Below are 14,589 nucleotides of genomic sequence, written 5' to 3' on the forward strand. Positions count from 1 at the left end.
GAACGGGGTGCGCCATCCTGCAATGTCCTCCTTTAACGCTCCCCTCACCCCACTGCCGGCAGTGCCCAGTCGATCGGCGGCATCCCATGCGCCTCCAGAAAGGCGTTGGCCTTCGAGAAATGCCGGCAGCCGAAGAAGCCATTATAGGCCGATAGCGGCGAGGGGTGCGGCGCCTTAAGGACGAGGTGGCGACCGCCCTTGTCGGTGCTGTCGACGAAGGCCGCCTTTTTCTGCGCATAGCTGCCCCACAGCAGGAAGACGACCGGATCGCTCTTCGCGTTGACCAGGCGGATCACCGCGTCGGTGAACGTCTCCCAGCCGCGGTCGCGGTGGGAGGCGGCCTGGGCCATTTCGACGGTCAGCACCGAGTTGAGCAGCAGCACCCCCTGTTGCGCCCAATGTTCGAGGAATCCGTGCGCCGGGCGTTCCAGCCCCAGGTCGCTGTGCAGTTCCTTGTAGATGTTGACGAGACTGGGCGGCGGCGGGACGCCGGGGCGGACGCTGAAGCAGAGGCCGTGGGCCTGGCCGGGGCCATGATAGGGGTCCTGCCCCAGGATCACGACGCGCACCTTGTCGAGCGGGGTGAGGTCGAGCGCGCGAAACCATTCGCTCGCCGCCGGGAAGACACGCCGCCCCTCGGCACGCTGCTCGATCAGAAACTGGCGCAGCGCCGCCATATAGGGGGCCTCGAATTCGGGGGAGAGCGGTCCCTTCCAGCTCTCGTGCAGCTTGATGTCGGCCATGGCCGCTGTGTGGCGCAGCTTGAGCGGAGGAACAAGAGCGGCGGGCAGCGCGACGCGCGGCCGGGCCGCGCGGGCGGGATCAGACCAGCAGGCGTTCGATCGCCTGGGCCAGCGCGACATAGAGCTTGCCCATGTCGGACGACAGCATCGTCACCGCCAGCGCCCCGCCGTCGCGGCTGGCGAGGACGCGGCGCAGCAGCGCCTCAAAATCGTGGATATAGCGGTTCACATGGCCACGGAAATCGACGTCGGCGTCATAAAGCGCCGCGATCCGCCGCGCCTCCTCGGTCCGCAGCAGGCGGACGGCGGCGCGGGTGAAGGCGCCGTGGTCACCGTGAAGATAGGCTTTCCACGCGCCGTCGGGCACGTCGTGCGACAATAGCTTGGTGACGTCGATCGCCGCCGAATTGAGATGCTCGACGAGGACGGCGACCTCGCGGCTGATCGCTTCCTGGTCGGTCTTTTCCTGGGTCGCGCCCGCCTCGGCGACGCGCTTTTCCATCGTCGCGGCAGCCTCGGTGATCGACAGCATCTGCTGCATCAGCCGTTCGCTCGCCTGATTGGCGGCAGCGACCGCCGCCTCGGCGGTGTCGGAGATCAGGTGGATGCGCTGGGTGATCTGGTCGCCGAAGGTGCGCTCGATCGCCTCGGCGCCGCTGCGCGCCAGCGTCTCGCTGGCGTCGGGGATGATCGATTCGAGTGCCTCGCGCGCGCCACGCGCCGCCTCGCTCGCGGTTTCGCGGACCTTGAGGATCGCGTCGACCAGCTTGCTGCCCGACAATTCGGACAGAGCGCGCATATTGCCCTCGCTCTCCGCGATCAGGCGGGCGAGTTCGTTCGAATGGTCGCGCAGCGCCTCGAGCCGGGCATTGGCCTCTTCGGCGAAGGCGTCGGAGAGTTCACGCTGCCGCTCGAGCAGAGCGTCGCCATCGGCGGCGATGCCGGCCATACGGCGGGCAGCAAGATCGCCCAGCCCCGCAATCGCCTCACGCTGGCGGTCGATCAGCAGGTCGGCCGAGCCGAGCCGGTCGGTCGCACGCTCGACCGTCTGGGTCAGCTGTTCGGCCTGCGCGGTGATCGCGCGCATGACGCCGTCTCCGCGCGCGGCCTCCGCTTCGACCCGGTGCATCACCTGCGGCAGGTCGCGCTCGACATTGGCGATGATCGAATCGAACGCGATGCGCAGTGCATTGGCGCGATCGGTGAGGGTGCGGGCGCCGGCCATGCTGTTGGTCACCGCCTGGCCCAGATTGTCGACATGGTCGCTGAGGGTGACGACCAGTTCGGCGAGGTCGGCGGTCTGTTCGGTGCCGGTGGCGCCCAGCGCCTCGAACCGGCTTTCGATCGCCGACAGCGCATGTTCGAGATTGGCGACCAGCCGGCGGGCATCCTCGTCCTGGCGGGTCAGCTGGCGCGACAGGTCGCTCGCCATCGCGCCCATTTCGGTCAGGCGCTGCGCGATCGAGGCGGCGGCGGCCGTACCGGCCTCGTCCAGCGCGGCGCGGCCATGGTCGATCATCGCCGCCATCGCCTCACGCTGGGCATCGATGCCCGATCCGACCTGGTCGATCGCGGAAATCGCCTTGTCGAGCGTGCCGTCGATCGTCTGGCCGAGCGAGGCGGCCGCTTCCTCGATCGTGCGGGTGGTGCGTTCGGCGCGAGTCTCGATCCGGCCGATCTGGGTCGCGAGGCGGCCCGAAGCGGTACCGATCATCTCGTCAGCCTCATGGCTGCGCGCGACGATCGCCGACAGCGCCTCCGACAGCCCGTCGGCATGATCCTTGGCGGTGCCGCCGATCGACCCGATCAGTTCGGCCACTTCCTTCACCATGTCGAGCGAACGCGGCAGATCGAGCATCAGCCCGCTCATGTCCGAGCGGGCGCCGCCGGCGGCATTCTGCAACAATTCGGTCTGGCGCGCGAGCAGATCGGTCTCGTCGCGCATGTCCATGCTGATCTGCTGGAGCTTTTCGGCCGCGCGGTTGCCTTCGTCGAGCAGCGCGCTGGTATGGCCGGCGAGATCGGTGCGGCGGTTGTCGAGCACGGCGGTGATCCGGCCCACCGCCTCTTCCAGCCGGCGGGCCTCGACCCGCAGCGACAGGGCGGTGTCGCCGAAGCGCTTCGCCTCGCGGAGCGAGCCGCGCTGAAGCAGGATGTAGAGGATGCCGAGCAAGGCGAGCGGCCCGCTGAGCAGGGCCACGCCATTGGCGATTGCAGCAAGGTCGACCGACGTGGGCGCGGCGCCGCCGACCCACAGCGCGACCCAGCCGGTCGCGAGCGCACCGAACAGCACGCCGATGGCGATGTCGGCACCGCGACGGCGCGGCATGTACGAAACCGGATCGAGATGCGCCGGAGCATCCTCGCGCGCGCCTTCGCCCAGGATCAGTTCGCCGCTGTCGGCCGGGATTTCGGAAGTTGCGGCGGCGGCCGCCTCCTCTCCATTGGGCAGCGTCGCAGCGGAACGAACGGCATCGGCCTCGGCCGCGTTGGCGGCGCGCCAGCGATCCAGCGGATGCGGTGCCTTCCCCATGGGCCTATCCCCTACAGGAATCGCGAGTCGCGGCATAGCCCGCAGTAACGAAATCTTTACGCCTGCGGGCGTTGATGGCGTCATGACCATCGACCCAGGAACGCTCGACCGCCTTCTCGCCGACGCCGTCGGCCCCGACAGCACGGTTGCGGCCGATCTGCGGGCGCTGTTCCTCGCCTCGGCCACCCAGCATCTCGCCGCCATGTCGCAGCCACCCTCCCCCGCCGCCTGGCGCGACGAGGCACTGCGCCTGCAGGGGCTTGCCGCAAGCTTCGGTCTGGTCGAACTGGCGGAGCAGGCCGCCCAGGCTGCGGCGTCCGCTCCCGATGCGGAGCTGCTCGACCGGCTCGCCTGCAGCCTGGCCGACTGCCGCCGCTGAGGCACCGCTCACCAGTCTCCCAACCGGCCGCCGCCTTGCCGTCTCGACCCGGCCCGAAAGGGGACGGGACGAGCCATGATCGGCTTTGCAGAATCCTCCTTTTCCCCCTATGGCGACCGGCTTGCCGAGGGGGACGAGTCCATTGCCGCTCGCCGCGCTGATTGCCGCGCAGGATCAGGTCGACAGGGGTGACGGGCTGCGCGCGGTCCTGCCGCTGGCCGGTCGCACGCTGATCGAACATCAGGCCGGGCTCGCGCGCCGGGCCGGCGCCGCGCATGTCGTGGTGCTCGTCGAACGCGTGCCTGCCGCGCTGGCGCAGGCGATCGACCGGCTGCGGCGCGACGGCCTGCGCATCGAGATCGCCCGCAGCGTGGGCGACGCTGTCGACCGCTTTCATCCCGACGAACGCGTACTTCTGGTCGCCGATGGCGTGGTCGCGGCGCAGGCGGCGGTCGACGCGCTGGTCGAAACATCCGGCCCCGCGCTCCTCGCGCTTCCGGACATGCCCGAACATGCGGCGTTCGAGCGGATCGACGCCGAGGACCGCTGGGCCGGCTATGCCGTGACCGACAAGGCGATGCTGGTCGCCACCGCCAACATGCTGGGCGACTGGGATTTCGGCTCTACCCTGCTGCGGCGAATGGTGCAGGGCGACGCGCAGCGCATTCCCGCGCTGGCCCCCGACGGCCCCCCGGCCGAAGGAGGCGCGCCGCTCCCGCCCCCGGTGATCGCGACCGGCCTGTCTGGTACGGCGGCAATCGAGCATATGCTGTTCAGGCGGGCGGAGCGGGTCGACGGCAACTGGGCCGAGCGTCACCTCCACCGACTGATCGCCGCGCCGCTGCTGCCGCAAGCGATGGTCCGGCGCATCGACGAGCGGCAGGTCGCCTGGGGATCGGTGGCGGTCGCCTCGCTCGCGGTGCTGCTGGCGGGATTCGGCTATTTCTGGGGGGCAGTGCTGCTGCTGCCGATCGCGGCCGCCGGGGGGGCGCTCGCGCGGCGCATGGGGCTGGTGTGGAGCGAGGCACCGGCCGAGTTCCTGCCCGGCCTGGCGCGGATGCTGGCGGGTGCCACGGTGCTTGGCCTCGTCGCCCGGCAGGAGGCAGCGACGGGGGGCTGGGGCTGGTGGACGATCGCGCTGCTGGTGCCCGCCGCACTGGGCGGCATGACGGCGCTCCGCCCCGTGGTCCGCGCGCTTGGCGCTTCGCCGACGCCGCTCTGGACCGCCAGCGGGGATGCGCTACTGTGGCTTGCGCCTGCCCTGGCTGTGCTGGGCGGGTGGCGCTGGGCGATCGCGGCGCTTGCGGCCTATGCCATGGCATCCTTCCTCGAACGCTTCCGGGCGGTGTGGAAGAGCGCAAGTGCTTGCGAGGATTGATCGTTTAGCTTCGATTTAACGACATTTCGATACGAACGACGCATGATGGGGTTGGACGACGAGTGGCGGCCGGAGGGGCAGCCCGCGGCAACGCGGTGGCTGCATGACGCTGCGCGCGCGCTCGACAGCGTCGAAAGCCGCGTCGGCCGCGCCGCCAGCGACCTGTTCCACGACAGCGCCATAACTCTGTCCGACCAGCATCGCGCGCAGATCGCGCAACTGATCCGCGCGCTGATCGGCGCGATCGAGGACGAGCTGCGCGTCCGCCTGATCGGTGCGCTAGAGAGCGGTTATCTCCCTAATAATACTGGATTTTCATCTGGATCGGATGGGGCCGCGGCACGCGGGCCGCACGACGCGCGCCGCGCCCCGCCACAGGCCACGCCCGACGCCGTGCTGATCGCGCAGCTCGGCTCCGCCACCACCCCGATCGCCCTGCCGCTTCTCGAACCAACCCCGCTGCTGCGCGAGCCCGACCTGGTCGCCGCGATGCTCCGTCGGGTCGACGAACATCGCCTGGCGCTGATGCTGGGGCGCGATTCGCCCTATCATGTCGCGGACCTCGCCCAGCGGCTGCTCGACAAGGGCGACGCCGTGCTGGCGGAGGCGACGATGGCGCTGCTGGTGGCAGAGAGCCGCCGCTATGACGCCTTCGGCGATCCGGCGCTCGCCCGCACCGATCTGCAGCCCGGCCCGCATCGCAAGCTGCTCTGGGCCGTGGCGGCGGCGCTGCGCCATTATCTGGTCGACCGGCAGGGCATGGCCGAACCCCGCGCCGACCTTCTGATGGCGGGCGCGGTGCGCGGGCTGCTCGCCGAACATGACGATGCCGACACGCTGGAGGCGCGCGCCGACATTCTGGCGAAACTGCTGTACGACCGCGACATGATCGACGACCGGCTGCTGGTCGACGCGCTGGAGGAGGGATGGCTGACGCTGTTCACCGCTGCGATCGCCCAGCGCGCAGGGATGGATTCGACCGGCGTCTGGTCGATGGTGACCGATCCGCACGGGCTGATGCTGGGCACGATCCTGCGCGCGATCGACTGCGACCGGGCGGCCGCTGTGACGATGCTTTACCGCCTCGGATCGGCCGAGGGCGTGGCCGAGGACGAGATCGTCGCCCGCGCCGAGGCGTTCGACCGGATGAGCCAGCGTCAGGCAGCCGAAGCCGTGCTGATCTGGCGGCTCGACCCCAATTATCGCCGCGCGGTTATCGAGATCGGCGAAGGCGGCCGCCGCAGATGAACGCTCCGCAGGGCGTACGGCCCGTGTTCGGCAAGGTCGACGCGCAGGGGCGCCTGGTGGAAGCCGATCCTCCGCTGCTGCGGCTGCACCAGCAGGCGGGCGGCGTCGCCGGCGGGACGATCGCCGTGCCCCAGCTGGGACAGATTGCGCGGCTGTCGCGTCGGCTGGGCATTCCGATCGCGCGGCAGGTTATCGCCGCGAGCGGCGAGCAGGATGTCGCTTTGTGGGTGTCGGTGCGCCCCGCAGAGGATAGCGACGGCGTCATCCTTGCCATCACCGGCTGGCAGGAGAATGTCGCATCGCAGCCCGCCCCCGCGATCGAAGCGATGCGCTGGCGCGATTTCGGCCGCGCTGCCGCCGACTGGATCGTCGAGACCGACGCCACGCTGCACATCGCGCAGAGCCCGCCCAACCTGCCCGCGACGATCGGCGCACCGGTGGAAACGCTCCTGTCCTTCGGCCGCGATGCCGAGGGGCTGTCCTCGATCGTGGCGGCGGCAATGCGCGCCGACCGGTTCGAGGATGGCGAGGCCCATTTCCTGCTCGGCCCCGGCGTGGCGGTGCGCGTCGCGGGCGTCCCCAGCTTCGGCACGAACGGGGGCTTTGCCGGCTATCAGCTGCTGATCAGCCGCCGCGACGCCCCGCGCCCGCTTAACGCCATCGGCGCCGGTGGCCGCACCGATCCGCCGCCGCTCGACGCGGCCTTCGGCACGGCTTTAGGCCGGGCGATGCGCGACCCGCTCGACCGGATCATCGCCCATGCCGACAGCATCTCCGATCGCGGCGATGGTCCCGTCCGGCGCGATTATGCAAGCTATGCCGAGGATATCGCGGGGGCCGGCCGCCACCTGCTCGCGCTGGTCGAGGATCTGGTCGATTTGCAGACGATCGAGCGCCCCGATTTCCGACCGGAAACCGAGGCGGTCGACCTGATCGACGCCGCCGCCCGCGCCGCCGGCCTGCTCGCTGTGCGCGCCGACCTGGCGCAGGTGCGCGTGATCGGCCCCGCCTGGCAGCGTGGGCCTGCGCTGGCCCCGGCGCTCGTCGCGGCAACCCTGTCGGCGGGTGCGGCGCAGCCCCCTGCGGCAGCGCCGATCGCCTGCCCGTCTCCCGACCAGACAGCGGCACCGGCGGCCATGGCAGGCGATCCTGCAGCCCAGAACGACGGCACTCCGCGCCCCGCCCCGCACCGAGGCGTGTCCGGGCCGATGGCGGCACAGTGGCGGCCGATTCCCGACCCGTCCGCATCGCCGACCGTCTCGCCCAGCGTCGCGCACGGCGATTTCCGCCGGATTCTTCAGATCCTGATCAACCTGCTGAGCAACGCGATCCGCCACACGACGCCCGGAGGTACGGTGCGCATCGACTGCGCCCGCGAAGGCGACATCGCCGCCGTGATCGTCGCCGACGAGGGCGAGGGCATCGCCCCCGAGGACCAGGAGCGGATCTTCGAACGGTTCGAGCGGCTGGGCCTGCACGACGGCACCGGCAGCGGCCTCGGCCTCTACATCTCCCGCCGCCTCGCCCGCGCGATGGGCGGCGAACTCGGCGTCGACAGCGCCCCCGGCGCAGGGGCGAGGTTCGTGCTGACGCTGCCGGTGGCCGAATGAAGGACGCGCGGCGCCTGCCGCCCGGTCAGCTCTCGCTGAGTTCCACGATCTCGAACTGAAAGGACTGCCAGCCTCTGGCCCTCGCGGCTTCCGCTGCCGCTACCTTCTTGCCAGCCGCATCCTTGGCCGATTTGCTATGGCCCCAGAAGACCTCGGTCTTTCCGTTTTCGAGAAGAGCGACGATGCGCCAGAAATGGGTGAAAGGTGCCGCGGTCGGGCCGATCGTCTTCACATAGCCGTCGGCCATGGTCGCGGTCAGGGTGCGCTTCTTTTTCGCCATGGGAGGTTGTTAATGGCCGATCGCTCACCCGTCACGGCATCTCATCGTCTCATCCCGCAGCCTCCAGCCTCCCGATCTGCCGATCATGCGCCGCGCTCAACCCCGCCAGCGCCGCTGCCGCGCCGATCAGGCACATCAGCATGTCCCACTGCGTATCCCAGACATCCCCCTGCGTGCCGAGAAATTCGTCGGCGCCCTGGCCGAGGAGCATCGCGGCGGCGAACTCGATCAGTTCGTAGGTGGCGCTGACCGCGAGACAGCAGGCCAGGACGAGCGCGGTCAGGAGCTTGCCGGACGCAATCCGGCCCAGCCGGATCAGCAGTTCGCGCAGCACGATCGCCGGGACGAAGCCCTGCATGAAATGGCCGAGGCGATCGTAAGGATTGCGCGCCAGATCGAGCCAGTCCTGCACCACGAAGCCGACCGGCACGCGCGCATAGCTATAGGCGCCGCCGACGATCAGGACGAGGCCGTGAACCGCAATCAGCCCGAGGGCGAGGCCGGTCAGCGGGAAGCGCGCGGCGGACAGCCAGAGGACCGGGAGCGCGATCATCACCGGCGCGACCTCCATCCACCAGGTCGCGCGGTCGAAAGGATGCCGGCCCGACCAGGCGAACGCCACCAGCCAGACTATCGTCACCGCCAGAAGCGGCTTTCGCTGATCGATCAGATGCATCACTCCCCTCTCCCGGCGTCGTCACCAAGGCCATGGCCGCGCGCAGGTGAGCACCACAAATGAAAAGAGGCCCGGCGGTGCCGAGCCTCTTTCCTTATCGGACGCGGTCCGCCACCCTCACTCCGCCGCGGGAAGGTAGATCTCGCCGCCTTTCTCGCGGAACACGTCGCTCATCGCGCGCATGCCGGCTTCGGCGTCGCCCGCCGCGATGAACTGGTCGGCGGGGGCGTTCTTCGTCGCGGCGAAGTCGCGCACTTCCTGCGTGATCTTCATCGAGCAGAATTTCGGCCCGCACATCGAGCAGAAATGCGCGGTCTTGGCGCCTTCGGCCGGCAGCGTCTGGTCATGATATTGCTCGGCCGTGTCGGGATCGAGCGACAGGTTGAACTGGTCGCGCCAGCGGAACTCGAAGCGGGCGCGGCTGAGCGCGTCGTCGCGCAGCTTGGCGGCGGGATGCCCCTTGGCCAGGTCGGCGGCGTGGGCGGCCAGCTTGTAGGTGACCACGCCGACCTTCACGTCGTCGCGGTCGGGCAGACCCAGATGCTCCTTCGGGGTAACGTAGCAGAGCATCGCCGTGCCGAACCAGCCGATCATCGCCGCGCCGATGGCGGATGTGATGTGGTCGTAGCCCGGCGCGATGTCGGTGGTCAGCGGCCCGAGCGTGTAGAAGGGCGCCTCGCCGCACGCCTCGAGTTGCTTGTCCATATTGGCCTTGATCTTGTGCATCGGCACATGGCCGGGGCCTTCGATCATCACCTGACAATCATGCTTCCAGGCTATCTGGGTCAGTTCGCCCAGCGTCTTGAGCTCGCTGAACTGGGCTTCGTCATTGGCGTCGGCGATCGAGCCGGGGCGCAGGCCGTCGCCCAGCGAGAAGGCCACATCATAGGCCTTCATGATCTCGCAGATTTCCTCGAAACGCTCGTAGAGGAAGCTCTCGCGGTGGTGCGCCAGGCACCATTTCGCCATGATCGATCCGCCGCGGCTGACGATGCCGGTCACGCGCTTGGCGGTCATCGGGATGAAGGGCAGGCGGACGCCGGCGTGGATGGTGAAATAATCGACGCCCTGTTCGGCCTGTTCGATCAGAGTGTCGCGGAAGATTTCCCAGGTCAGGTCCTCGGCGATGCCGCCCACCTTCTCCAGCGCCTGATAGATCGGCACGGTGCCGATCGGCACGGGCGAGTTGCGCAATATCCATTCGCGGGTGTCGTGGATGTTGCGGCCGGTCGACAGGTCCATCACCGTGTCGGCGCCCCAGCGGATCGACCAGACCATCTTGTCGACTTCGGAGGCGACGTCGGAGGCGACCGCCGAATTGCCGATATTGGCGTTGATCTTCACCAGGAAGTTGCGGCCGATCGCCATCGGCTCGGATTCGGGATGGTTGATGTTCGACGGGATGATCGCGCGGCCGCGCGCCACTTCGTCCCGGACGAATTCGGGGGTGACGAAATCGGGGATCGACGCGCCGAAATCCTCGCCGTCGCGCAGCAGCTTTTCCTTGAGCGCGGCGCGGCCGACATTCTCGCGGATCGCGACATATTCCATTTCGGGGGTGATGATGCCGCGCCGGGCATAGTGCATCTGGGTGACGTTCATCCCCGCCTTGGCGCGCAGCGGACGCTCGACGACGTTCGGGAAGGGGGCGACGCCGCCTGCGCGGTCCGGACCCTTGAGACCATTGTCCTCGGGCTTCACCGCACGGCCCTGATACTCCTCCACGTCGCCGCGGCCGAGGATCCAGTCGCGGCGCAGCGCGGGCAGGCCGGCCATGATGTCGATGTCGGCATTGGAATTGGTATAGGGGCCCGAACAGTCATAGACGCGCACCGGCGGCTCGTTGGCCGACGGCTCCAGCGCGATCTCGCGCATCGCCACGCGCACGCCCTGCGGCCCCTCGACATGGATCTTGCGCGACCCGCGGATCGGGCCGGTGGTGACCGCCATCGCCGGGCGCGCGCCGCCGGCTGACAGGTTCGTCGGATCTGCGTCGGCCATTTCGTCTCTCTCCTCCAAATGCGCGTCCGGCAGGAAAAGGGGAGACCGCGTGCGGCTTTCCCTCCCTACGCCGGTACGAGCCGGATCAGGTTCAGCGGGTCGTGGGCGTTGCAGCGCCACCTCTCAGCCCTTGTGTCCATCGGCCGCGAACCGGCCGGCGGGGGCTCCCCGGGGATGGCCAATGGTAACCAATGTCTCGCCCCGGCGAAAGAGCGGACTGCAAGGCTGGCTAAAGAGACAGCGCCGTCTATATGCTGGGCAGGATGAGCGGCCCCAATTGCGACCTTGCGATCATCGGCGGCGGCCTGTCGGGCGGCCTGCTTGCGCTCGCCGCGCGGCGGGCACGGCCCGATCGGCGCGTGATCCTGATCGAGGCGGCCCCGGCGCTGGGTGGCGCGCATCTTTGGTCCTTCGTCGACAGCGATGTCGAGCCCGAGGACAAGGCGCTGCTCGAACCGCTGATCAACTATGGCTGGCGCGAATTCTCGGTCGTCTTCCCGCTCTACAAGCGCGCTCTGCCCTTCCCCTTCTACAGCATAAGGTCCGACCGGTTCGACGCGGCGCTGCGCGAGGCGATGCCGGCCGAAAGCATTTTGACCGGACGGCGCGCGGTGGCGGTGAGCCCCACCGAGGTGCGGCTGGAGGACGGGACGATGATCCGCGCCCAGGGCGTAGTCGACGCGCGCGGGCCGGGGGATCTGTCGCTGCTCGATCTGCACTGGCGCAAATTCGTCGGTTATGAGCTGACTCTCGACGGGCCGCACAGCGTGCGCCGCGCGACGATCATCGACGCCGCCGCCGATCCGGCCGAGGGCTTCCAGTTCATGACGATGCTGCCGATCGAGACCGACCGGCTGTTCATCGAGGACATACGCTACGAAGCCTGGCCCGACCTCGACATGAACGACCATGGCGCGCGCATCGTGAACCATGCCGCACGCTTCGGCTGGCGGATCCGCAGTTCGGCACGCGGCCAGGCGGGGATTTTGCCGATCGTGCTCGGCGGCGATTTCGAAAGCTATTGGCGGTCGAGCGGCGAGGGCGTGGCAAAGGTCGGCCTGCGATCGGGGCTGTTTCACCCGATCCTGGGCAATTCGCTGGGCGACGCGGCGCGAACGGCACAGCTGGTGGCGGCGGCCGACGACTGGTCCGGTCCCGCACTTCATGGGCTGCTTCACGCCCATGCGACGAAGAGCTGGGCACGGCGCGACTATTATCGCCGCTTCGCACGACAGATGCTGCGCGAGACGCCGGTGACGGAGAGCTACAAGATGCTCGAGGCGCTCTACGCGATGGACGCCGACCTGATCGCGCGCTTCCACGCGATGAAGCTGGGCTTCACCGACCGGATGGCGCTCAGCCTGGGCGAAGGGCCGATGCCGGTCACCGCCTTCCTCAAGCGATGATATCCACCAATGACGGACCCTGCAGCCATGGCGATTTCCACCCTCTGCGTCTTCTGCGGCTCCAGCCCCGGCCATGATCCGGTGCATGGCGAGGCCGCGCGCACGCTGGGCGGAGCACTGACCGCTGCGGGGATCGACCTGGTCTATGGTGGTGGCCATGTCGGCCTGATGGGCATGGTCGCCGACGCGGTGCTGGCCGGCGGCGGGCGCGTAACCGGGGTGATCCCGCAGGCGCTGCACGATCTGGAGGTCGCGCATCACGGGCTCACCACGCTGCACGTCGTCGGGTCGATGCACGAGCGCAAGGCGATGATGGCGGACCTGTCCGACGGCTTCATCGCCATGCCGGGCGGCATCGGGACTTTCGAGGAACTGTTCGAAATGTGGACCTGGGGGCAGCTCGGCTATCACCGCAAGCCGGTGGGGCTGCTCAATGTCGGCGGCTTCTACGACCGGCTGGTGGGCTTCATCGACGATGTCGTCGAGGCCGGCTTCCTGCGTGCCGCGCACCGCTCGATGCTGATGGTCGACGATGATCCCGCCGCGCTTGTCGCACGGATGCAGGCCTATGTACCGCCGGTCATCGAGAAATGGATCGGGCGCGAGCAGAGGTGAGCGCGTCCGCTCCATTCAGCCCGGCGAAAGCCCGCGCGGCCCATCGTGACGCCATGAAAGCCCTGCTCCCCCTCGCGCTGCTGCTGACGCCCGTCCTGGGCGCCGCGCCGGCCGCCGCCGCCGATCGCAAGCCGATCGACGCGAGCCCGCCGCCCCGCGTCGCCACGCTGGTCGTCTATGGCGACGATCCCTGCCCGCGCAGCTCCGACGAAGAGATCGTCGTCTGCGCCCGCCAACCGGAGAGCGAGCGCTATCGCATCCCCAAGGAGCTGCGCAACAAGCGCAAGACCGACATCCCCTCGCAGAGCTGGGCCTCGCGCGTCCGCACGCTCGACATGGTCAGCAAGCGCGGTCTGCCCAACAGCTGCTCGCCCGAGGGCACCGGCGGCCAGACCGGCTGCATGCGCCAGTTCCTGGAAGCGGCCCGCGCCGAGCGCGAGGCCGCCAAGGCCGAAGCGGAGCAATAGACCCGCGCCAGCTTCCGCTACGTCAAGCGGGATGGTGCGCGGGGCGGCTTGGGATATCGGCCGGGCGGCGCTATAGTCGGGGGCGGATCCGCACATGAAGACAATCGACCCCGACCTGCTCCTCAGAGCCTATGCGATCGGCGTGTTCCCGATGGCGGACAGCCGTGGTGCCGACGATGTCTATTGGGTCGAGCCCAAGAAGCGCGGCATTTTGCCGATCGACCAGTTCCGCCTGTCGCGCTCGCTGGCCAAGGTGATCCGTTCGGATCGCTTCACGGTCACCTGCGACACCGCCTTTGCCGAGGTCGTGGCGCAGTGCGCGGAATCGACCGATGACCGGCCCGACACCTGGATAAACCCCGCGATCGAATCGGCCTATGCCGATCTCCACCGGCGCGGCCATGCGCATTCGGTCGAATGCTGGCGCGACGGCCATCTGGTCGGCGGGCTCTACGGCGTGCGACTGGGCGGCGCCTTCTTCGGGGAAAGCATGTTCAGCCGCGAAAGCAACGCGTCGAAGGTCGCGCTCGCCTGGCTGATCGCGCGCCTCCAGGTCGGCGGTTTCCGCCTGCTCGACTGCCAGTTCATCACCGACCACCTCCGCTCGCTCGGCGCGATCGAGGTGAGCCGCGACGACTATGTGGCATTGCTGGACGGGGCACTGGGCGTCGCCGGCCTCGGCGCAGGCGGGGCGGCAGCCGGAACTCCGGTCGACGGCGGCGCGGGCTGGTCGCCGCCCGACTTCTTCGCGCTCGATGGTGTCGCGACGCGGCCCGACAGGCGCACCGTGTCCGGGCCGATATCGGGGTGCACCATCGTGCAGCTCTTGGGCCAGACGTCGTAGACCGCGTCCTCGACCGCGTTGAGCGACGGGGATTCCTTGAACAGCCAGCCCGAAAAGATCCGCCGCCACGCCCCGTCGCGTCCGCGCACGTCGGTCTGGACGAAGGCGCCAGTGAGCTTCTGATCCTCCCAGGGTGCGGTCGTCTCGCAGGCGCGCAGGCGAACGATCACGTCGCCGACACGGATCGCCTGACCGGGCCGCATCTTCAGATCGCGCGACTCGCCATTGCGCTTGTTGAGCAGGCCGAGCACCGCCACACGGTCGCCCATCGGCGTACCTTCGGTGACGAGCGGCTTGTCGGGAATGGGGTCGGCGACGGGAACCGCCGCCTGAGCCGCATTGGCGGGTTCGGCGGCCGCGCTTTCGCTCTCTTCGCCTGCGGGATCGAGCGGCACGGCGCCCGCCTGTT

Annotated in this window: 13 protein-coding genes and 1 pseudogene; 8 read left to right on the forward strand and 6 right to left on the reverse strand. The window is 69.1% G+C overall.

Going from position 1 to position 14,589, the window contains the following annotated elements:
- Positions 1-44: 44 nt before the first annotated feature.
- Both ung and ACNI3R_RS09410 read right to left on the reverse strand, forming a co-directional pair.
- Positions 45-743: a uracil-DNA glycosylase gene (gene ung, locus ACNI3R_RS09405; RefSeq protein WP_426183132.1), complete on the reverse strand. Its 699-nt coding sequence runs from the start codon at positions 741-743 to the stop codon at positions 45-47.
- A gap of 79 nt (positions 744-822) precedes the next feature.
- Positions 823-3,276, reverse strand: a complete 2,454-nt coding sequence (locus ACNI3R_RS09410) for a coiled-coil domain-containing protein (protein WP_426182446.1) — start codon at positions 3,274-3,276, stop codon at positions 823-825.
- 82 nt (positions 3,277-3,358) lie between these two features.
- Between ACNI3R_RS09410 and ACNI3R_RS09415 the strand changes: the two genes are divergently transcribed.
- The 4 genes from ACNI3R_RS09415 to ACNI3R_RS09430 all read left to right on the forward strand — a co-directional run bounded on the left by ACNI3R_RS09415 (position 3,359) and on the right by ACNI3R_RS09430 (position 7,891).
- A complete protein-coding gene (locus tag ACNI3R_RS09415; RefSeq protein WP_426182448.1) occupies positions 3,359-3,655 on the forward strand; it encodes a hypothetical protein in 297 nt (98 codons plus the stop codon).
- Between the two features lie 121 nt (positions 3,656-3,776).
- A complete protein-coding gene (locus ACNI3R_RS09420) occupies positions 3,777-5,033 on the forward strand; it encodes a hypothetical protein (protein WP_426182450.1) in 1,257 nt (418 codons plus the stop codon).
- A 42-nt stretch (positions 5,034-5,075) separates the two neighbouring features.
- Complete coding sequence (locus ACNI3R_RS09425) at positions 5,076-6,281, forward strand: DUF2336 domain-containing protein (protein WP_426182452.1); 1,206 nt, start codon at positions 5,076-5,078, stop codon at positions 6,279-6,281.
- Entirely contained in the window at positions 6,278-7,891 is a 1,614-nt protein-coding gene (locus tag ACNI3R_RS09430) for a sensor histidine kinase (RefSeq protein ID WP_426182454.1), read from the forward strand. The genes ACNI3R_RS09425 and ACNI3R_RS09430 overlap by 4 nt, the downstream gene beginning before the upstream one ends.
- 25 nt (positions 7,892-7,916) lie before the next feature.
- On the opposite strand, the gene ACNI3R_RS09435 is transcribed toward ACNI3R_RS09430, so the two are convergent.
- From ACNI3R_RS09435 to thiC, 3 genes are all read right to left on the reverse strand, one after another.
- Positions 7,917-8,171, reverse strand: a complete 255-nt coding sequence (locus ACNI3R_RS09435) for a hypothetical protein (protein WP_426182457.1) — start codon at positions 8,169-8,171, stop codon at positions 7,917-7,919.
- Between the two features lie 49 nt (positions 8,172-8,220).
- Entirely contained in the window at positions 8,221-8,847 is a 627-nt protein-coding gene (locus ACNI3R_RS09440) for a DUF2238 domain-containing protein (RefSeq protein WP_426183134.1), read from the reverse strand.
- A 117-nt stretch (positions 8,848-8,964) separates the two neighbouring features.
- Positions 8,965-10,848: a phosphomethylpyrimidine synthase ThiC gene (gene thiC / locus ACNI3R_RS09445; RefSeq protein WP_426182459.1), complete on the reverse strand. Its 1,884-nt coding sequence runs from the start codon at positions 10,846-10,848 to the stop codon at positions 8,965-8,967.
- Positions 10,849-11,111: 263 nt separating this feature from the next.
- On the opposite strand from thiC, the gene crtY reads away from it, so the two are divergent.
- The 4 genes from crtY to aat all read left to right on the forward strand — a co-directional run bounded on the left by crtY (position 11,112) and on the right by aat (position 14,180).
- Positions 11,112-12,254 (forward strand): lycopene beta-cyclase CrtY, encoded by a 1,143-nt coding sequence (crtY, locus tag ACNI3R_RS09450; RefSeq protein WP_426182462.1) that lies wholly within the window; start codon positions 11,112-11,114, stop codon positions 12,252-12,254.
- A gap of 27 nt (positions 12,255-12,281) precedes the next feature.
- On the forward strand, positions 12,282-12,869 hold the full coding sequence (locus tag ACNI3R_RS09455; RefSeq protein ID WP_426182465.1) for an LOG family protein: 588 nt from the start codon (positions 12,282-12,284) through the stop codon (positions 12,867-12,869).
- Between the two features lie 53 nt (positions 12,870-12,922).
- The gene (locus ACNI3R_RS09460; protein ID WP_426182467.1) at positions 12,923-13,336 is read left to right on the forward strand and encodes a hypothetical protein; all 414 of its coding nucleotides are present in this window, start codon (positions 12,923-12,925) and stop codon (positions 13,334-13,336) included.
- Positions 13,337-13,430: 94 nt separating this feature from the next.
- Positions 13,431-14,180 carry a leucyl/phenylalanyl-tRNA--protein transferase gene (gene aat / locus ACNI3R_RS09465; protein WP_426182469.1) on the forward strand — a complete coding sequence of 250 codons (750 nt, stop codon included), beginning with the start codon at positions 13,431-13,433 and terminating at the stop codon, positions 14,178-14,180.
- Positions 14,181-14,215: 35 nt separating this feature from the next.
- Here the strand turns inward: aat and ACNI3R_RS09470 are convergent.
- Positions 14,216-14,449, reverse strand: a pseudogene (locus tag ACNI3R_RS09470) (DUF2155 domain-containing protein); the annotation flags it as partial.
- Positions 14,450-14,589 lie beyond the last annotated feature (140 nt).

The organism is Rhizorhabdus antheiae, assembly GCF_049889055.1.
Lineage (GTDB): Bacteria > Pseudomonadota > Alphaproteobacteria > Sphingomonadales > Sphingomonadaceae > Rhizorhabdus.

What these genes read in the sequence shown, in the direction of transcription:
- ACNI3R_RS09455 (WP_426182465.1), top strand. Translation starts at nt 12,282, where the DNA reads ATGGCGATTTCCACCCTCTGCGTCTTCTGCGGCTCCAGCCCCGGCCAT.
- ACNI3R_RS09425 (WP_426182452.1), top strand. Translation starts at nt 5,076, where the DNA reads ATGATGGGGTTGGACGACGAGTGGCGGCCGGAGGGGCAGCCCGCGGCA.
- ACNI3R_RS09435 (WP_426182457.1), bottom strand. Translation starts at nt 8,171, where the DNA reads ATGGCGAAAAAGAAGCGCACCCTGACCGCGACCATGGCCGACGGCTAT.
- ACNI3R_RS09440 (WP_426183134.1), bottom strand. Translation starts at nt 8,847, where the DNA reads ATGCATCTGATCGATCAGCGAAAGCCGCTTCTGGCGGTGACGATAGTC.
- thiC (WP_426182459.1), bottom strand. Translation starts at nt 10,848, where the DNA reads ATGGCCGACGCAGATCCGACGAACCTGTCAGCCGGCGGCGCGCGCCCG.
- ACNI3R_RS09460 (WP_426182467.1), top strand. Translation starts at nt 12,923, where the DNA reads ATGAAAGCCCTGCTCCCCCTCGCGCTGCTGCTGACGCCCGTCCTGGGC.
- ung (WP_426183132.1), bottom strand. Translation starts at nt 743, where the DNA reads ATGGCCGACATCAAGCTGCACGAGAGCTGGAAGGGACCGCTCTCCCCC.
- ACNI3R_RS09430 (WP_426182454.1), top strand. Translation starts at nt 6,278, where the DNA reads ATGAACGCTCCGCAGGGCGTACGGCCCGTGTTCGGCAAGGTCGACGCG.
- aat (WP_426182469.1), top strand. Translation starts at nt 13,431, where the DNA reads ATGAAGACAATCGACCCCGACCTGCTCCTCAGAGCCTATGCGATCGGC.
- ACNI3R_RS09415 (WP_426182448.1), top strand. Translation starts at nt 3,359, where the DNA reads ATGACCATCGACCCAGGAACGCTCGACCGCCTTCTCGCCGACGCCGTC.
- ACNI3R_RS09410 (WP_426182446.1), bottom strand. Translation starts at nt 3,276, where the DNA reads ATGGGGAAGGCACCGCATCCGCTGGATCGCTGGCGCGCCGCCAACGCG.
- crtY (WP_426182462.1), top strand. Translation starts at nt 11,112, where the DNA reads ATGAGCGGCCCCAATTGCGACCTTGCGATCATCGGCGGCGGCCTGTCG.